The sequence below is a fragment of the Prevotella sp. E9-3 genome, assembly GCF_022024015.1.
In the GTDB taxonomy this organism is placed as follows: Bacteria; Bacteroidota; Bacteroidia; order Bacteroidales; family Bacteroidaceae; genus Prevotella.
In genome coordinates this window covers 2,834,441-2,852,935 of sequence record NZ_CP091786.1, presented here as the reverse complement: position 1 = coordinate 2,852,935, position 18,495 = coordinate 2,834,441, and the positions used below count along the sequence as shown (strand labels likewise).

Genomic DNA, 18,495 nt, shown 5'->3' with positions numbered 1-18,495 from the left:
GATAATGTTTATATGGCAAAGAGCCAAAGTTTAGTGCTTAAACTTCACTTTCAGCCCTGCTACCAGCATGCGGCCAGGACTGTATAGGGCATATTTACGATTAGAGGAGTCGATGCGACGGTCGGCCTTGTCGAAAAGGTTGTCGATACCGATACTCGGTTCGATGAAGGCCCACTTCGCTACATCGAAAGAATGTGTGGTATGCAGGTTCCATACACCATAGCCGGGTGCATCTTCGTAGTCGGGATAGTAGGTCTTAGACTGCAAACGGCCGTTCAGATTAATGTTCAGACCATATCTCCCCCAACTGTGATGATAGTTGGCTGCAATGGTGGCAGTATGACGGATACTGCGCTCCAATACGTTCCATTCGTCGCCGCTCTTGGTTCTGGCATAGGTATAGACATAGTTGGCAGAGAGATTAAATCCCTGAACGATGTTGGAGGAAATGTTTACCTGAAATCCTTTTACATCGCCCTTGTCACTATTCGTATAGAGCGAATAGCGCTCGAGTTTGGCTGCTTGAGCATCAGTCATTTCAGGAAACTCCTTTCGAAGCATGGTCATGGAGGCGTTGTCAACATCGATGTTCTGTCGAACCACCATATCGCTGATACGGTTCAAATAACCTGTAATGCTGAAAGCAACCTGCTGGGTACGATATTCGGCATTCAAAGAGAAGTAGTGGCTTTTCTCGGGTGAAAGGTCTTGATTGCCGAAAATAATCTGAGGTTTGCCACGATTCACGGAAAAATAGTGATAGTACAGTTCGTCCAGACCTGGAGCACGGAATCCGGCTGAGTAGGTGGCACGGAAACGGAAATTACCCGGGGCATACATCATGGCAACTTTTGGAGTGAGGTGCTGGTTGAACGTTTGGTGATGGGTGAGTCGCAAACCAACAGTTGCTGTAAAGTCCTTGAAGAGTGTTTGCTCGTGCTGGGCAAAGACAGCCATGGTATATACATGCTCGTCGATATTGCCTGAAGAGGCTGTGAGATAGTCCTTTCGCCAGTCGGAACCAAAGATGGTGGTGCTGTTTTTGCTCAATCCGAGAATTGCCCTCAACTCTCCCTCCATAGAGCGTTGTTTCTTAGACTGAACATAGTCGCCAATAGCGTTGGTCTTGGTCTCTACATCGTATTCCTTGCCATAGTGGAAACGGTCAACGGTGAAGTTGGCTTGCAGAGAATTTCTTTTGGTGAATTTGTAGATGCCGCCTAAATTCCATCTCAGTCCTTTGTAACGCATCTCATAGTCGGTGCCACCCGTGATGTCGGATTGAGTCTCTGGACGGTCGGTGATTTTGTATGAATAGTCTATACCTGCATTCAGTGCCAACTGTTGAAGGGGGGTATAGGTGAATTTCTGTCCGATGATGTTTGAACGGTAGCCTGTGAAAAAAGGAGCAATGGTTTGTTGTGTTCCTGTATCGCTTCCTTTCTTGTATTCCAAACTGTTGTTTTGATAACTGTCGGCACGGTCGTGAGAGAAAGAAGTGTAGGAACCGAAACCGTTCTTGAAAATATCAATATTGACATTTTCTGTCAGTACACCGTGCCCGCTGACGTGAGTATCGTTGGAAATACTGCACACCGCATCAGTAGGCTGGTCGGTAATGATGTTGATGACACCTGCAATGGCATCCGAGCCGTATAGTGATGAGGCTGCACCATCGAGTACTTCGATGCGCTTTACCCGGCTCATGTTGATTCGGTTCAAATCAACATTACTGGAGATGTCGCCTGAAAGTTTCTGACCATTGATGAGAATCAGAATGTATTTGTTGCCCAATCCATTTAAACGAAGAAAGGTTCCCATACTATTGGGGGCCATTGATACTTGTGGCATCATGCGTGTAAGAGCGGCATCGAAAGTGGTAATGCCTTGTTCACGAATTTCCTGCGCTGATAGGACGTGGACGGGCGTAGCTGTTGACTTCAGACGCTGGTGATGGCCTGAACCGGTAATGACAACAGGGTTCAGATTGTATGTGCGACTAACGACCGAAGAGTCGCGATGTTCCATTTTATGGATTTGAGAGAAAGCGGCACCCCCGGAAAGGAGTGCCACCGAAAAAAGAATAATCAGTTTCTTCACAATATATATTATAGAGGTAAGTAGTTCTACTCTTCAGGATACATGCTATGGTAGGCATCTTCAAGGAATTTTGCATTCTTGGTGTGGTTGATCCATACTTCCAGGATGCCGGGAATTTCGAGAAGACCCTGTGGATGGTTGTTGACGGCAGGAACAACAGGAGTGTATTCGTTGTTGGTGAAGTACTCGAACCAACTGTTATCCTCGCTCTCGGGGTCTTCTTCATCCCAATACTCTTCACCCTCTCCAGCCATGTCGTTGTGAGCGTGGTCGCCGGCGATAGACATCAGGGCATGCAGATAAACTTTTCCATTTGTAATACCCTTCTTCTTCATGCGATCCATCACGTCCTGCTTATAGTTGTTCTCCATATCTACCGTTCCTACAAAATAGTTGGGATTGAGTTTCTGCAGAGCAGTCTCCAACTGACGGTAACGTATGTTGGCCTTGAAAGTGTCATACTTGTCGGGATTGCCGTGTCCCATGAAAGCCACAACACCATCGGAAATTTCTGACTTGCACTTTTCGTTCAATTGCTTGGCCACTTCATTAATGTCTTCGATAGAGTCGTTCAAAAGAGGCATACCCAAGAAGATGGCTTCATCCTCAGCCAACTTAGACAAATACTTGTCGTCCAGGTGAGCGTTGGCAAGGAAACCATTGTTCATGAATTTCTTTACGCTGGCCACTACAGCAGCAAATTCCTCTCCAGGGATAACCTGCAACGACTGCACGTAGATTTTGCCGTACTTGGCGGCACCGATGGCGTGCAGCAGATAGCGTGGTTCGTAATAGTCACGTTTTACGATCTTGCCTTCATCATCGGTATTCTCACCTACGCTGGCACGGTTGATACAGATGTCGCTTGAGAAACAAAGATAGACATCGGCTTCAGGAAAAGCCTTCTCGTAGGCTTTCTTCGTAGCGTCAAAAGCCTGAAAGGCATTGTTCCAAGTAGAGCCGAAGGCTACCAGCAGCACGGCTGTGTTCTTGCCCGACTTAGCTTTCTGATCGGCCACCATATTGTCGTTGACCGAATACTCGGAAACGATGTTGTCGATAATTTTTTCAACCGTTTCCACTTTTGTTTCATCATCGCCACACGATGTGAATACTGGGGCAGCCAATGCAAATGCCATTGTTGCCAGCATGAAAGATTTAATTTTCTTCATTGTAAACATTTTGTTTTGTTGATAAATTATGTTTGTTAAATCGCTTGCCATAATTGAATTTGATAGCGAATGTGCCATACACCGTAGTGCCAGGGGTGTTGTTGCCCAGATGGTAGGGGCGCATAGTACGGTCAATATAATTGAAGATGTTGTCTATGCCCAAGTCAATCTTGTAGCTCAGCATACGGTCTTGTCTGCCAATATCATGGGTGGTGTTGATGCGCCATAATTGAAAGGCTTTTCCGTTTCGGTTGTTCTGGTAGAATCGGGTACTGCTGCCACGGGTTGAGAGACTGATGCCAAGGGCATAGGTGGGAGTAAAAGAATGACTGTACATAGCCGATGCGCTCCATTTGTGGTGGGCCGTTCCATCGATGGTGACGGTAGTCATCTGTTCTTTCTTCTCGTCATAGAGATGTGCCTTTGTGTCAAGGTAGCTATAGGCGGTGTTTAGCGTGAGTCCTTTCATCACCTTATAGGAAAGGGTGGCATCAATGCCACAGGTGCGGGCATCGTCCATATTCTTATACATGCGTGCCTGAACATTATTGCTTCCATCGCCCAGATAGGCAGTGGTGATGCCTGAAGGAATCTCGCCTACAGGAACGTTTACCAAAGCTATCATGTGGTCAAGTCGGTTCAGATAGCCGGTGACGGAAGCAGTAAGTTTCCGACCACGGTATTCAATATTAGCAGAATAGTAATTACTGGTTTGAGGATCAAGATGAGTATTGCCGATATTGAAGAAGGTGCTGCTGCCCATAACATGCAGATAGCGATAGTGCAATTCCTTCACGGTAGGCGTTTTGAATCCTTGGCTCCATCCTAAGCGGAAACGGAAATCGCCAGCAGATAACATGGCACTCAACTTTGGCGTGAGGCGCAATCCGAAACTACGATTGTCAACCAGACGAAGTCCGGCTGTAATGTTCAGCCATTCCATCAGGTTGAACTCGTCCTGAACATAAAAGGACGATGTACGGTCGCTGGCTGTTCCCGTTTCTGTGCGATCGGGAGCCTTCAGATAGTCATAACGGTATTCAATGCCTGTATTCAGCGTGTTGCCATAAGGCAGGTAGAACACTCCTTTTAAAAGTCCCATCACACGCTGTTGATCGCTCTGTAGTTTGCTTTGCCCTGGTTTCATCAAAACGGAATACCATTCTCCGTCAAGATTGCCAAATTCCTCGCCTTTCAACAAGATATATTCGTAAGTTCTTTGGGTGTAATCGTAGTAGTAAGCATGTTTGTTCCAGTCAATATCAAGGGTGATGGTATTCTGATGATGGTTCTCGGATTTAGAAGAATTGCTGCCTAATAGCCATTTACTGCCGATAGCAGCCGAAGCATTGTTATAGCGCAGGTTGTAAGTATAGACATCGCAACTGGGATGTGTACCATCCTGAGGACGCAGGATGTTCTTCTTGTAGTAAGTTCCTTCTGCATATAATTCGCTATGGGGAGTAGGCCGATAAGTGAGGCGTTCTGAGAGTTGCCAGTTGTGGAATTTGTTTACAGTCTTGTTCTTGCTGTCGGTAAGCACCGTAGCTTCTGCAAATTCCTCTTTGGTGTTCTGCCAACCGTCATTTCGTTGAATCTGAAAATTTGTCTGTGAAGAGAACTGGCCGAGCGAGAAGGCTAAGGTGTTGTGCTGGCGAAGGTCGTTGTGCGAGCCATATCGGGTGCTATTGTCAACGAATAGTCCCTTTTGGGCATGCTTCTTGGTAATAATATTGATAACGCCAGCCATAGCGTCACTACCATAAAGCGCACTCTGTGCACCTTTTACTATCTCAATCTTTTCAATATTCTGTGGATCAATAAGGCCAAGGTCGTTCTCACCTCCCACATCGCCGTGAATACGCTTGCCGTCGATGAGTATCAGGATATAGTTGTTGCCAAGACCATTCAATTGCATCTGACTACCCATATCGCCCTCGCTGAAAGCAAACGAAGCAGTAAGACCAGAGAGAATATCCTCCAGACTTTTTCCTCCATACTGTCGAAGCATCTTCTGAGTGATGACCTCTGTCTGGACAGGCGCATTCTTCAGCAAGTGCTGGGTACCAGTACCTGTTACAACCACTTCATGGAGTGAGTCTTCTCTCTCCACCGTTTGTGATTCCGCTGTCAGACCTGCCATCAAGAAGGTGGCCAACGTCGCAATCTTTTTTATCATAAAAACAAGTTTGCTTTCCCTCGAGTATATTCCTGTACACGGGTACTAATTCTCTGAAAGGCAGGTATTCTGGCTTCCCCAATCTGTTATACCTTCCCAGCTTTTAGCCAGTGGCGTTATACTAACAAATTCTTTTCAAAGGGGGTTACAGCTGCAGGTACAGCTCCGGGCTTTCACCGGATTCCCTTACACTAGGCGACTACAGCCACCTAATTGCCATTTCGGCTGCAAAGGTATGAATATTTTGGAAATAAACAATCTTTTTAGAAAATAAATTGTACTTTTGCAAAGTGAAATCACAATTCCTTTTAGCAGCTCCAACAAGTGGTTCTGGCAAGACAACAATTGTCAGAGGACTGATGGCTTTGCTGAGCGAAAAGGGATTCAAGGTCCAACCATTCAAGTGTGGACCGGACTATATTGACACGAAATTCCACCAAGCGGTATGTGGAAGGCCCAGCATAAATCTTGACACTTTTATGACAACGCCACAACATGTGTGTGAGTGTTTTGAATACTATGCAGCTGATGCTGAGGTATGTGTGGTAGAGGGTATGATGGGACTGTTTGATGGCTATGACCGGGAGAAAGGTTCTTCCTATGAAATAGCCAGATTATTGAATTTACCTGTTGTGTTGGTGGTCGATGCTAAGTCGGCAGCCTATTCCATGGCTGCCTTGTTGTCGGGTTTTCTGAATTTTAAAAAAGATATTCGGTTCGCCGGTATTATATATAATAAGGTAGGTTCGGAAAGACATTTCCAAATGCTTAAGCAGGTGTGTGACGATTTGGGCGTTGAATGTCTGGGCTATCTGCCCAAATCAGCAGCCTTTGAACAGAGCTCGCGCTATTTAGGTTTGGATTTCTCAACAGAATCAGATGATAGGACTTTGATTCAGACCCTTGATTCAAAGATTGACTGGAAAAGATTATTATCGCTCTCAGCATCTCAATTGAACACTCCGAGCGTTTCGGCTAAACACTCCGAGCGTTCTAATGAAACACACTCTGTATTGATAGCCAGGAACAATGAGAGTTTTTCTTTCCTTTATCAAGAGACCTTGGATAGGTTCGAGAAAGTTAGTTTCTTTGACCCTGAAAAGGATGTCCCTTCTTTCGAAAATATTGATTTACTCTACCTGCCAGGAGGCTATCCTGAAAAACATTTGGCTGATTTGGAAAAGAACGAACGCTGCAGGAAGGCAGTCAAGGAATATGCCGAACAAGGAGGGCGGATTGTTGCTGAATGTGGCGGAATGATGTATCTGTGCAAAGCTATTGTGACTGACGAAAGGGAAGACCCGGAGAATGGAGAGTACTGTATGTGTGGCGTTCTTCCTTATACCATTTCAGCACGAAAAGCCGACAGAAAACTTTCATTAGGTTATCGCCAGTTTGTTCTCGATGGAAAAGAGTATAGAGGTCATGAGTTTCACTATACCCAATTCTTAGGACAGGTGCCAGAAAGTATTGTTCAGGTGTATGACGCTAAGGGAAACCAAGTGCCGACACCTGTGCTCAAATATAAAAATGTATTGGCCAGTTACACACATTTGTACCAGTTATGAAGCGAATCTATACCAAAACAGGCGACAAGGGAGAAACAGGTCTTCGCAATGGCGTGCGAGTGGCAAAAGACGATTTTCGTATTGAAGTCAACGGACAGATTGACCAATTGAATGCGCAGTTGGGAATAGTCCGTTCGCAATTGGGCGATGATGAGGCAGCTCGTGAATTGATTCATGCCATTCAATGTGAACTGATGACCATTATGAGCCATGTGGCAACGCCAGAAGGAAATAGCAATCCTCGTCAACTTCATACTGAACGTCTGACTCAGCAAATGGAACAAGCAATTGATGAAACTCAGAAGGAAGGTGGCTTCGTTGTTCCAGGCAATGGTTCAACACTATCGGCATTTATCCATCTGGCCCGTACGCAAACTCGTACTGTAGAACGTCGGTTATGGTCGCTGTCCCGTCAGTATGCTATCGACGAGACAATCCTTGTGATGATGAACCGACTGTCTGACTATCTTTTTGTATTAGCCAACGAAAAAGAATGAAACAAACGCTCCATCCCATTATGTTTGCCGGTACCGGTAGCGATGTAGGCAAGAGCATTATTGCTGCAGCTTTCTGTCGTATCTTCAAACAGGACGGATACCTGCCAGCTCCTTTCAAGGCTCAGAATATGGCCCTGAACTCATACGCCACTCCTGAAGGCTTGGAGATAGGGCGCGCACAGGCGGTACAAGCAGAGGCGGCAGGCATCCCCTGTCATACGGATATGAATCCGTTGTTGCTGAAACCTCAAAGTGATCATACCAGTCAGGTGGTGCTTAATGGTAAGCCTATTGGAAACAAGAATGCGTACGACTATTGGAGAAGACCTTCTCGAAGTTCTTCCTTGAGTGAGAAGGAAGGAAAGAAATGTACTTCAGAAGTAATTGACTTTAGGAAAGAAGTCTGTGACGCTTTTGATCGCTTGGCGGCTCGCTATAATCCCATTGTGATGGAGGGCGCAGGCAGTATTTCAGAAATCAATCTGCGTGAGACCGATATCGTAAACATGCCGATGGCAAGGCATGCCAATGCTGATGTGATTCTTGTAGGCGATATAGATAGGGGAGGGGTGTTTGCTTCGGTATATGGGAGTATTGCCTTGCAAACTCCTGAAGACAAGCGCCTCATCAAAGGAATCATCATCAATAAGTTCCGTGGCGATATGCGTCTTTTCGAAGATGGCAGACGAATGTTGGAAGAAATCTGTGGCATTCCTGTTCTGGGTGTCGTCCCTTATTTTAAGGACATTTATATTGAAGAAGAAGACTCTGTAAGCCTTGAAAAGAAGCAACATGAGTTGGCAGAAGGGAAAGTGAATATTGCTGTTGTGCTATTGCGCCATATCTCAAATTTTACTGATTTTGATGTGCTGGAGCGAGATGCACGAGTGAATCTGTTCTATACTAATAATGTTTCGGATATCAGTAGGGCAGATATAATCATTCTTCCTGGAACCAAAGCAACACTCGATGACTTACTGGAACTGCGCAGAAATGGTTGCGCACAGGCTATTCAGCGCGCATATCGCGATGGAAAGACCATCGTGGGTATCTGTGGCGGATATCAGATGTTGGGACAAAGCATTAGCGACCCAATGGGTATCGAGGGGACAATCGTCAGTTTGCCGGGTCTTGGAATCCTTCCAATAAATACCACCATGACTGCAGAGAAAACCACCCGACAGGTGAACTTTCAGTTTGATGGAAAGGTCTGTCAAGGCTATGAAATCCATCAAGGTGTAAGCGATACTGATCAGGCTATTCTTCAAACAGATCATTGCATTGGAACCTATATTCATGGTTTCCTGGATAATGCTCCCGTTATTGAGCATTTGTTGAAAGGCAAAGTGAAGGAGAATTGTGTGATGCAGAGCTATGCCGATTTCAAGGAGCAACAATATGATCTGTTGGCTGATCATGTGCGCAAGCATGTTGATATGTCACGAATCTATCAAATTCTGCAAAATAATGATTAACGGGCACGGAGATGATATATACCAGTATGACAATATTCGAATGAATTTCAGTTCGAACATCTGTCATCATGCAGGTCTTGAAACGCTGAAGGCACATCTTTCTGCTCATCTTGATTTGATAGCTAATTATCCAGAACCAGAAGCATGGTCTTTGGAAAAGATGATAGCCCAAGAAGAGGGCGTCTCTGAAAAGTGTGTCGTTGTGACCAATGGCGCTACTGAAGCCATCTATCTGTTAGCACAGACTTTCCGATATCATTTTCAGCTCCCTGCACCATCCTTCAGCGAATATAAAGATGCACTTTCGATGTACCCTCAGCAAAGTCCGTTGACTGGTCTCTGGCTTTGTAATCCAAATAATCCTACAGGCGAAGTGCTTAGTATTGCTGATATTGATGAATTGGCAAAGAAATACCATCTCGTGGTTATCGACCAGTCGTATGAGGATTATACTGATGCACCGATGCTTAGTGTCAGAGAGGCAATAGAAATGGGAAACGTGATTCAGTTGCATTCCCTGACAAAATCCTATGGCATCCCAGGATTGCGTATAGGATACATTACAGCCTCTGCCCAACTTACAGAAGAAATTCGTAAGTTCTTGCGTCCTTGGTCGGTTAATACCTTAGCTATTGAGGCAGGAAAATTCCTTCTTACGAATGGTGTTAATCTTAAGCCCGATTTGAATGAAGCGCAGCGACTGGTTCAGATGCTTCGAAGTACAGGCTATGTTAACGTAAGAGAAACAAAGACCAACTTCATGCTTTGTGAAATTCAGTCTTGCACGGCAGCAGAACTGAAGGAACGCTTGGCAAAAGATTATGGAATACTGATTCGGGATGCTTCTAATTTCGAAGGACTTACACCCCATCATTTTCGAGTAGCATCACAGGCACCCAATGAAAATGATGAATTGGTGGCAGCCATAAAGAGTATTGTGGAGGAACAGGTATGGAAATAACCGATTTGTCACTCTTCGCTCTCCCGATTGCACTTCTTGTCGGTTGGCTGCTTGACCTTCTGATGGGTGACCCCGTATGGTTGCCACATCCTGTAGTAGGCTTTGGGAAAATGATTTCTTTTAGTGAGAAAAGACTGAACAAAGGAGGGGCACGTAAAATGAAAGGGGCTCTGACGGCCTGCTTTCTTATCACCTTCATTTTTGTTGTGACATGGGTAATACGTAAGGCGCTTTTTTTGCTCCCATCCCCCTTTGGCGGTGAAACAGGTCTGAGACTTCTCTTTGATGTGATAGCCATTTTCTATTGCTTGGCAGGCACAACACTTATCCGTGAAGTCAAACAAGTATTTAAGGCTGTTGACCGCTCTTTGGAAGAAGGGCGTAAGCAGGTGGCACGTATCGTAGGGCGTGATACATCAGAACTCTCTGCCCAGGAAATCAGAACTGCGGCTTTGGAGACTCTTGCCGAGAACTTGAGTGATGGCGTTGTTGCCCCCCTGTTCTGGTTGGCAGTTGGCGGAGTTCCGGCTATGATGGCCTATAAAATGGTAAATACTCTCGATTCGATGATAGGCTACCAGACAGAGAGATATAAGGATTTTGGTTGTTGGGCGGCTCATATTGATGATGTGGCTAACTATATTCCTGCCCGTCTTACTGCTCTACTGATGATGGGCTCTGCTTTCGTTACACCATCCGCAAATCATCGTTCTCTTTTTTCGTTCATTCGCAGATATGGACGGAACCACGCTTCTCCCAATAGCGGATATCCAGAGGCTGCGCTTGCAGGTATCCTCGATTGTCAGTTTGGCGGACCGCATTACTATTTTGGAGAAATCTTCTATAAACCGTATATAGGTGAGAATCCCCGACCATTGACAACTGCTGATATGGAAAAAGCTGTTTGTGTGAATCGAATTTCTGAGATTCTTGCTATTGTCATTATAATTGTTGTTTATTGCCTATGAAGAAGATTATACTTATAACAGGTGGAGCCCGCTCAGGTAAAAGTCAATATGCCGAGCAGCTGGCACTCGAATTGAGCAAGAATCCTGTTTATGTGGCTACTGCCCATATATGGGATGAAGAGTTCGCTCAGCGTGTTAGAAAACATCAGGAACGACGAGGGTCTGAATGGACAAACATAGAGGAAGAAAAACAACTGAGTAAGTACGACCTGACAGGGCGAGTGGCGCTTATTGATTGTATCACACTATGGTGTACCAATTTCTTCTTTGAACAACAGAATGCTGAAATGGCATTAGAGGCATTGAAAACAGAATTTGATAAGTTTACGGCTCACGATGCTACTTTTATTTTTGTCACCAACGAGATAGGTATGGGCGGCGTAAGCGAGAATGCTGTTCAACGTAAGTTTACAGATTTGCAGGGATGGATGAACCAGTATGTGGCAAGTAAAGCCGATGAGGTGGTGCTGATGGTTAGCGGAATACCTGTAAAAGTGAAAGGTGAATAGTGATGAGAGTTTTTAAAAGATAGAACAATCCAATGAGAGATTTTAAGATAGAACGCCCCGATGAGGCCATACGCATATCCATTCAGGATAAAATAGACAATCTGAATAAGCCCAAAAATTCATTAGGGCGATTAGAAGAACTGGCTATGCAGGTGTGTCTGATTCAACAGACGCTTACTCCATCGTTGGCTAATCCCTGTCATCTGTTATTAGGTGGCGACCATGGTATTGAGCGTGAGAGGGTGAGTGTATCGCCACGTGAGGTAACTTGGCAGCAGATGATTAATTTCACACGTGGCGGTGGCGGGGTGAATATGTTTTGCAGACAGCACGGATTCAAATTGAGAATTGTGGACGTGGGTGTAGATTACGATCTCTCTCATATTGACGGAATCATTCACAAAAAGATAGCCCGTGGCACGCGCAACTTCCTTTATGAACCCGCAATGACTGAAGCAGAGTTTGAACAAGCCATAGAGATAGGATCATCGTTGGTTGACGATTGTGTAGCTGAAGACTGTAAGGTGATTTGTATAGGCGAGATGGGTATTGCAAATACCTCTCCTTCGAGTATATGGATGAGTTTGTTTTGCCATATTCCTCTTCAAGAGTGTATTGGTGCCGGAGCAGGACTTGATGCTTCAGGCATACAACATAAGTACAAGGTACTTCGCCAGGCAATGGAGAATGCAGTACTCCCTTCACCACAAGCATCGCTCTGGTACTTTGGGGGCTTTGAGATGATTACTGCCATTGGGGCCATGCTTCGCGCTGCCGAACAGCATATTGTCATATTGGTAGATGGCTTCATCATGACGGCCTGCGCTCTTGCTGCCTGTCAACTATATCCTGAAGCACAATATTATATGATATTTGGACATTGTGGCGATGAAAGCGGACACAGGAGAATGCTGGATGCAATGGGGGCTCGTCCATTACTGTCATTAGGACTTCGACTGGGAGAGGGAACGGGCGCACTATGCGCTTTCCCCATTCTCGATTCTGCCGTGCGTATGATGAACGAGATGAATAATTTTGATACTGCTAAGATTACAAAGTACTTTTGACTATGAATAATGAACAAACAAGTAAGTGGTACGATCGTCTTTGGGCTGCATGGATGTTTTTTACCCGTTTACCCTTTTGGCGAATCTATCAGCCTCCGAAAGAAGCTTATCAAGGTGTGGTCGAGTTCTGGCCATTGGCAGGATGGATTACGGCAGGCGTGATGGCAGGCGTTCTTTATGGTTGCTCATTAGTGTTTAGTTATGAGATGGCTGTCGTGTTAGCTATCATCAGTCGTATTCTACTAACGGGGGCTCTTCATGAGGATGGACTAGCCGATTTCTTTGACGGGTTCGGCGGTGGGGGAACTGACCGCCAGCGCATCCTTAGCATTATGAAAGATTCTAATATCGGGACTTATGGGGTATTATCGCTTATCGCATATATGGCGTTACTGTTCCTGACTCTTTATTCCATGCCTCCTGTCTATGCCTCCTTGACCATTCTTGCTGTGGATCCATATGCAAAGATGCTAAGTGCTCAGATTATTCAGATGATGCCGTATGCTCGCAGCGAGGAAACAGCAAAGAATAGAACTGTTTACAGGAAAATGCCTGTTTCATCAGGCATTGCTCTCGCTGTTCAGGGATTGTTGCCCATAGGACTGTACCTCTGGTGGATGAGAGACCTTGTGGATTGGAGGATGATGATCTTTATGCCTTGTCTGACTATGTACTTTTTATACCTTTTTATTTGGAACCGATTACGAGGATATACAGGTGACTGCTGTGGCGCACTCTTTCTGTTGACGGAACTGACAGGCTATTTCGTGGTATCCTATTACATTTCTGCTTTTTATTGATAAATAGCAGTTTTTCAGGACGACAGGCTTGTAAGTCGATTTTTTTATGTACTTTTGCATCGCTAAACATACGTAAGACTATGGTCTATAAATACGACTTTCTGATTATTGGAGCGGGCGTAGCTGGTATGAGCTATGCTCTTAAAGTGGCAAGAGCCAAGAAAGGTTCTGTTTGTATCATTTGCAAAACAAGTCTCGATGAGGCTAATACTTCTTTTGCTCAGGGTGGCGTGGCAAGTGTTACAAACCTGCTTGTTGACAATTTCGACAAACATATTGAGGACACCATGATAGCAGGTGATTATATCTCTGATCGGGCTGCTGTGGAACAGGTGGTGCGCAATGCTCCCGAACAGATTAGGGAACTGGTGGAGTGGGGCGTCAATTTCGACCGTAAGGACGATGGCACATTTGATTTGCATCGTGAGGGCGGTCACTCTGAGTTCCGTATTCTTCACCATGCTGATGATACGGGTGCTGAGATTCAGCGTGGACTGATGGAGGCTGTGCGTGCCTGTCCGGATATTACGGTGAAGGAGAATCACTTTGCAGTAGAAATCATCACCCAGCATCATTTGGGTGCCAAGGTTACTCGTCGTACACCTTATATTAACTGTTATGGTGCCTACGTCCTGAATCCGGAAGAGAAGGTGGATACTTACCTTTCGAAAGTCACCCTGATGTGTACCGGAGGCTGTGGCGCGGTTTATCAGACTACTACCAATCCTGTTATTGCCACAGGCGATGGCGAGGCAATGGTTTACCGCGCCAAGGGAACCGTTCAGGATATGGAGTTTGTACAGTTCCACCCCACGGCACTCTATTCTCCTGGCGAGACCCATCCCGCTTTCCTTATCACTGAGGCAATGCGCGGCTATGGCGGCATTCTTCGATTGCCCAATGGTGAGTCATTTATGGAGAAATATGACGAGCGCCTGTCATTGGCACCACGCGATATCGTGGCACGAGCCATTGATAAGGAAATGAAGATTCATGGCCTTGACCATGTTTGTTTGGATGTAACACATAAAGATCCTGCTGAAACTCGGCGTCATTTCCCCAATATCTATCAGAAATGTCTGTCGATGGGTATTGATATCACTACCGATTATATTCCTGTGCGTCCAGCTGCGCACTATATGTGTGGTGGTATCAAGGTTGACTTGAATGGCCAGTCAAGCATTGATCGCCTTTATGCTATCGGTGAATGCTCGTGCACAGGACTTCATGGCGGAAATCGTTTGGCCAGCAACTCACTTATTGAGGCCGTCGTTTATGCCGATGCTGCTGCTAAGCACTCGCTTGAGCATGTCGATCTGTACGACTTCAATGAAAAGGTGCCTGAATGGAACGATGAGGGAACAATGACTAATGAGGAGAAAGTTCTCATCACCCAAAGTGTAAAGGAGGTGGGTGAGATTATGTCCAACTATGTAGGCATAGTGCGTTCAGACCTTCGTTTGAAGCGCGCTTGGGTACGTCTTGATACTCTTTATGAAGAAACTGAGCAACTCTTTAAGCGTGTGCATGCAACCCGTGACATATGCGAACTTCGCAATATGATTAATGTGGGTTATCTCATCACCCGTTTCGCCATAGAGCGTAAGGAAAGTCGTGGACTGCACTTTACAACCGACTATCCTGTCCACGCCTACGACAAGTGAGATCATTTACATACAAATTAATCAAGATGAAAAACTTATTAAATTTGCTTGGATTTGATGCTACTACTATGACTATTCGTAAGGAAATCATTGGTGGCATTACTACTTTCCTTACAATGGCCTATATTTTGGCCGTTAACCCAGACATCCTTTCTGCTACCGGCATGGACAAGGGGGCCGTGTTTACAACTACTTGCATCTCTGCCGTTGTGGCTACCGTAGTGATGGCCCTGTATGCCAAACTGCCTTTCGCACTGGCTCCCGGCATGGGTCTCAACGCCTTCTTTGCATTCACAGTGGTGCTTACTATGGGCTATTCATGGCAGTTCGCGCTGACAGCTGTATTCATCGAAGGTCTCATTTTTATTCTGCTCACCATTACGGGACTGCGCAGTTATATCGTCAATGCCATCCCGTTGGTATTGAGGCGTGCCATTAGTCCGGGCATTGGACTCTTCATCGCCTTTGTCGGCCTGAAGAGTGCAGGTATTGTAGGTCCTTCTGATGCTACATTCGTTACGATGGGCAACTTGCGTGATCCGGCGGTACTGCTGGCAATCTTTGGTATTCTGCTCACTGCTGCCCTGTTGGTTAAGAACGTTACGGGTGCATTGCTTATCGGTATTTTGGTAACTACGGTTGTGGGCATCCCCTTAGGTGTAACCCACTTTGGTGGCATTATGTCAACTCCTCCCTCCATTACCCCTATTTTATGGCAGTTTGAATGGCATAACATTTTCACTGTCGATATGTTTATCGTGGTTCTCACCTTCCTGTTCATCGATATGTTCGACACTATCGGCACACTCATCGGTGTGTCTAACCGTGCCGGCATGGTGGATGACGATGGCAACGTGAAGAACCTCAACAAGGCTTTCATGGCTGACGCCGTGGGTACTACCGTTGGTGCCATACTGGGTACATCTACTGTTACGACCTATGTAGAGAGTGCATCGGGCGTGAATGCCGGTGGCCGCTCTGGACTTACCAGTCTAGTAACAGCCCTTTGCTTTGCAGTGGCTCTGCTCTTTGCTCCGCTATTCCTCTCCATTCCAGGTCAGGCTACGGCATCGGCCCTTGTGCTGGTAGGTGTCATGATGATGTACGATATCCGTAAGGTCGATTTCTCTGACTATGTGACAGCTATCCCCTGCTTCATGTGTATCGTGCTCATGCCGCTCACCTACAGTATCTCTGACGGTATCCTCATGGGTGTTATCTCCTATGTACTCATCCACCTGTTGTCTTTCACCATGAAGGACCGCGATGCCCGCAACGACATCAACTGGGGAACCATCCTGCTGGCTATCCTCTTCATTTGCCGCTATGCATTTCTGTAATCTTTAATAATATTTTTTAGAATATGAAAAAAATCATGACGATTGCACTCATGGCTGTTGCGGCCTTGAGCGCCAATGCACAAAACATTCAGTTACACTACGACTTTGGTCGCAATATATACACAGGTGAGGAAGCTGGTCGCCAGAAGTTGACAGTAACCCTTGAGCAGTTCAAGGCCGACCAGTGGGGCTCTTGGTTCTATTTCGTTGACGTGGATATGTCGCGCCATTTCACAGAGAGTGCCTACACTGAGATTTCACGTGAATTTAATCTGGGCAAGAATTCTCCTTTCGCAGCCCACGTGGAGTACGATGGCGGACTCTCCAAGAGCGGTAGCTTCCAACAGGCAGGTCTCATCGGTGCAGCGTATAACGGACACACTGCCGACTTCTCAAAGACATGGTCAGTGCAGCTGATGTACAAGCATTTCTTAAAAAGCTATAATAATACACATTCTTATGCTAGTGCTCAGCTAACAGGTGTGTGGGGATTGAACTTCCTTGACAAAAAACTATCCTTTGCAGGATTTATTGACTTCTGGCGTGGTGAGAAAGCCAATGGCCACGGATGTCTCGTAGTGCTCTCTGAGCCCCAGCTGTGGTACAACTTCAACAATCATTTCAGCGTTGGTACTGAGTGGGAGTTCTCTAACAATTTCGTATATAATACAGATCCAACAAGCTCAAAGACATTCTTCGTCAACCCCACACTGGCCGTTAAGTGGAATTTCTAAACCCAAGATCACTAATTATATATCATAAAAAAGAGGTCGTGTCTGTTACTTTTGACACGGCCTCTTTTTATTTTGATTGGATAAAAGGCGTTATTAATGTTGCTCTTTTTTCTCTTTGCCGTGAACACTTTTCACCTTCATACCTAATTTGCCAGGCAGAACGGCATTGAGAGTCACACCAACGATAGCAGAAAGTGCCAAACCCGAAAAATGAATGGGACCAATGAATACATTGTCATTGGCACCATATTTTACGCCGATGGCAATCACCAGAATCAACGCTGCTACAAACACATTTCGAGAAGAATTGAAATCAACGCTGTCCTCTATCAGATTGCGTACACCCACAGCCGATATCATACCGTAGAGAATCAGGCTTACACCGCCTATCGTGGCAGCAGGCATCAAGCCTATGAGGCAGGCAAACTTAGGACAGAACGATAGCAGAATGGCAAAGCAAGCTGCCAAACGGATGACAGCAGGGTCGAACACCTTTGTCAGATTCAGCACGCCAGTATTCTCGCCGTACGTAGTGTTAGCAGGGGCACCGAACAGCGATGCTAAAGCTGTAGCCAGTCCGTCGCCCATTAGCGTGCGATGAAGGCCTGGCTCCTTCAGGAAGTCCTTGCCCACAGTAGAGGAAATGGCACACATATCACCGATATGCTCCATGATGGTTGCAATGGCAATAGGCATAATGGCAATGATGGTAGAGATAAGAAAAGTTGTATCCATATTGTCGAGGACTGCCAAGACGGTCTGCTCTCTGGTGAACGGTAGGCCAATCCATGATGCCTCACTCAACGGCGAGAAATCTACTTCTCCCATTATCACGGCCGTCAGATAGCTGACCACCACGCCCAACAGAATAGGAACAATCTTGATGATACCCTTACCACTCACACTGGCAAAAATCACCGTTACCAACGCTATGATAGCCAAAGACCAGTTAGTGGTACAGTTCTGAATAGCACTACCCGAGAGCACCAGTCCGATAGCGATAATCATGGGACCTGTAACCAAGGGCGGGAAGAAGTGCAGTATCTTCTCAATGCCAAACGACTTGATGAGTCCTGCCATCGCGAAATAGCAAAGCCCAGCAAAGAAAACACCGATACATGCATAGCTCAGAGCCAACGTCTCGCTCATGCCCTGCTCTATGCCGAGTGCCTTCACCGACAGGTAACCGCCCAGAAAGGCAAATGAGGACCCCAGGAAGGCAGGCACCTGAAACTTGCTAACACAATGAAAGACTAATGTGCCGATACCTGCAAACAGCAATGTTGACGACACAGAAAGTCCGGTTAATACAGGTACCAGCACGGTGGCACCAAACATGGCAAACAAATGTTGGATACCCAGGATGATATACTTGGGCATACCCAGTTCTTTGGCATCTCTAATGCCTTCTTTTTCAGTGATAGAGTTCATCATATTGAATATTTCTTTTTCGTATATTAA

The 18,495-nt window shown here is 45.8% G+C and carries 15 protein-coding genes and 1 riboswitch; of the genes, 11 read left to right on the top strand and 4 right to left on the bottom strand.

Annotation, left to right across the window (positions count from 1 at the left end; all coding sequences use genetic code 11):
• Positions 1-30: 30 nt before the first annotated feature.
• From L6475_RS11150 to L6475_RS11140, 3 genes are read right to left on the bottom strand one after another with little or no spacing between them, the layout of a single operon-like run.
• The gene (locus tag L6475_RS11150; protein WP_237820050.1) at positions 31-2,100 is read right to left on the bottom strand and encodes a TonB-dependent siderophore receptor; all 2,070 of its coding nucleotides are present in this window, start codon (positions 2,098-2,100) and stop codon (positions 31-33) included.
• Positions 2,101-2,126: 26 nt separating this feature from the next.
• On the bottom strand, positions 2,127-3,272 hold the full coding sequence (locus L6475_RS11145; RefSeq protein ID WP_237820048.1) for a sirohydrochlorin cobaltochelatase: 1,146 nt from the start codon (positions 3,270-3,272) through the stop codon (positions 2,127-2,129).
• Positions 3,259-5,451 (bottom strand): TonB-dependent siderophore receptor, encoded by a 2,193-nt coding sequence (locus tag L6475_RS11140; RefSeq protein ID WP_237820046.1) that lies wholly within the window; start codon positions 5,449-5,451, stop codon positions 3,259-3,261. The genes L6475_RS11145 and L6475_RS11140 overlap by 14 nt, the downstream gene beginning before the upstream one ends.
• Positions 5,452-5,492: 41 nt before the next feature.
• A riboswitch (cobalamin riboswitch) is annotated at positions 5,493-5,679 on the bottom strand.
• Between the two features lie 62 nt (positions 5,680-5,741).
• Here L6475_RS11140 and L6475_RS11135 point away from each other — a divergent pair.
• From L6475_RS11135 to L6475_RS11085, 11 genes are all read left to right on the top strand, one after another.
• Positions 5,742-7,019, top strand: a complete 1,278-nt coding sequence (locus L6475_RS11135) for a cobyrinate a,c-diamide synthase (RefSeq protein WP_237820044.1) — start codon at positions 5,742-5,744, stop codon at positions 7,017-7,019.
• Positions 7,016-7,516 carry a cob(I)yrinic acid a,c-diamide adenosyltransferase gene (locus tag L6475_RS11130; RefSeq protein WP_237820042.1) on the top strand — a complete coding sequence of 167 codons (501 nt, stop codon included), beginning with the start codon at positions 7,016-7,018 and terminating at the stop codon, positions 7,514-7,516. The genes L6475_RS11135 and L6475_RS11130 overlap by 4 nt, the downstream gene beginning before the upstream one ends.
• Entirely contained in the window at positions 7,513-8,991 is a 1,479-nt protein-coding gene (locus L6475_RS11125; protein WP_237820040.1) for a cobyric acid synthase, read from the top strand. Before L6475_RS11130 ends, L6475_RS11125 begins: the two co-directional genes overlap by 4 nt.
• Entirely contained in the window at positions 8,984-9,952 is a 969-nt protein-coding gene (locus L6475_RS11120) for an aminotransferase class I/II-fold pyridoxal phosphate-dependent enzyme (protein WP_237820038.1), read from the top strand. The genes L6475_RS11125 and L6475_RS11120 overlap by 8 nt, the downstream gene beginning before the upstream one ends.
• Positions 9,943-10,920 (top strand): adenosylcobinamide-phosphate synthase CbiB, encoded by a 978-nt coding sequence (gene cbiB, locus L6475_RS11115; protein ID WP_237820036.1) that lies wholly within the window; start codon positions 9,943-9,945, stop codon positions 10,918-10,920. The genes L6475_RS11120 and cbiB overlap by 10 nt, the downstream gene beginning before the upstream one ends.
• Positions 10,917-11,429 carry a bifunctional adenosylcobinamide kinase/adenosylcobinamide-phosphate guanylyltransferase gene (gene cobU, locus L6475_RS11110; RefSeq protein WP_237820034.1) on the top strand — a complete coding sequence of 171 codons (513 nt, stop codon included), beginning with the start codon at positions 10,917-10,919 and terminating at the stop codon, positions 11,427-11,429. The genes cbiB and cobU overlap by 4 nt, the downstream gene beginning before the upstream one ends.
• A gap of 32 nt (positions 11,430-11,461) precedes the next feature.
• Positions 11,462-12,496, top strand: coding sequence for a nicotinate-nucleotide--dimethylbenzimidazole phosphoribosyltransferase (cobT, locus tag L6475_RS11105; RefSeq protein ID WP_237820032.1), 1,035 nt, complete (start codon positions 11,462-11,464; stop codon positions 12,494-12,496).
• A 2-nt stretch (positions 12,497-12,498) separates the two neighbouring features.
• Complete coding sequence (locus L6475_RS11100) at positions 12,499-13,296, top strand: adenosylcobinamide-GDP ribazoletransferase (protein ID WP_237820030.1); 798 nt, start codon at positions 12,499-12,501, stop codon at positions 13,294-13,296.
• 80 nt (positions 13,297-13,376) lie between these two features.
• A complete protein-coding gene (nadB, locus tag L6475_RS11095) occupies positions 13,377-14,960 on the top strand; it encodes an L-aspartate oxidase (protein ID WP_237820028.1) in 1,584 nt (527 codons plus the stop codon).
• Between the two features lie 26 nt (positions 14,961-14,986).
• Positions 14,987-16,300, top strand: a complete 1,314-nt coding sequence (locus tag L6475_RS11090) for an NCS2 family permease (RefSeq protein WP_237820026.1) — start codon at positions 14,987-14,989, stop codon at positions 16,298-16,300.
• A 23-nt stretch (positions 16,301-16,323) separates the two neighbouring features.
• Positions 16,324-17,034, top strand: a complete 711-nt coding sequence (locus L6475_RS11085; protein WP_237820024.1) for a DUF5020 family protein — start codon at positions 16,324-16,326, stop codon at positions 17,032-17,034.
• A 93-nt stretch (positions 17,035-17,127) separates the two neighbouring features.
• Here L6475_RS11085 and L6475_RS11080 read toward each other — a convergent pair whose 3' ends face one another.
• Positions 17,128-18,468, bottom strand: a complete 1,341-nt coding sequence (locus L6475_RS11080; protein WP_237820022.1) for a uracil-xanthine permease family protein — start codon at positions 18,466-18,468, stop codon at positions 17,128-17,130.
• Positions 18,469-18,495: the final 27 nt, after the last annotated feature.

What these genes read in the sequence shown, in the direction of transcription:
- L6475_RS11085 (WP_237820024.1), top strand. Translation starts at nt 16,324, where the DNA reads ATGAAAAAAATCATGACGATTGCACTCATGGCTGTTGCGGCCTTGAGC.
- nadB (WP_237820028.1), top strand. Translation starts at nt 13,377, where the DNA reads ATGGTCTATAAATACGACTTTCTGATTATTGGAGCGGGCGTAGCTGGT.
- L6475_RS11125 (WP_237820040.1), top strand. Translation starts at nt 7,513, where the DNA reads ATGAAACAAACGCTCCATCCCATTATGTTTGCCGGTACCGGTAGCGAT.
- L6475_RS11145 (WP_237820048.1), bottom strand. Translation starts at nt 3,272, where the DNA reads ATGAAGAAAATTAAATCTTTCATGCTGGCAACAATGGCATTTGCATTG.
- L6475_RS11130 (WP_237820042.1), top strand. Translation starts at nt 7,016, where the DNA reads ATGAAGCGAATCTATACCAAAACAGGCGACAAGGGAGAAACAGGTCTT.
- L6475_RS11080 (WP_237820022.1), bottom strand. Translation starts at nt 18,468, where the DNA reads ATGATGAACTCTATCACTGAAAAAGAAGGCATTAGAGATGCCAAAGAA.
- L6475_RS11120 (WP_237820038.1), top strand. Translation starts at nt 8,984, where the DNA reads ATGATTAACGGGCACGGAGATGATATATACCAGTATGACAATATTCGA.
- cbiB (WP_237820036.1), top strand. Translation starts at nt 9,943, where the DNA reads ATGGAAATAACCGATTTGTCACTCTTCGCTCTCCCGATTGCACTTCTT.
- cobT (WP_237820032.1), top strand. Translation starts at nt 11,462, where the DNA reads ATGAGAGATTTTAAGATAGAACGCCCCGATGAGGCCATACGCATATCC.
- L6475_RS11090 (WP_237820026.1), top strand. Translation starts at nt 14,987, where the DNA reads ATGAAAAACTTATTAAATTTGCTTGGATTTGATGCTACTACTATGACT.
- L6475_RS11140 (WP_237820046.1), bottom strand. Translation starts at nt 5,451, where the DNA reads ATGATAAAAAAGATTGCGACGTTGGCCACCTTCTTGATGGCAGGTCTG.
- cobU (WP_237820034.1), top strand. Translation starts at nt 10,917, where the DNA reads ATGAAGAAGATTATACTTATAACAGGTGGAGCCCGCTCAGGTAAAAGT.
- L6475_RS11100 (WP_237820030.1), top strand. Translation starts at nt 12,499, where the DNA reads ATGAATAATGAACAAACAAGTAAGTGGTACGATCGTCTTTGGGCTGCA.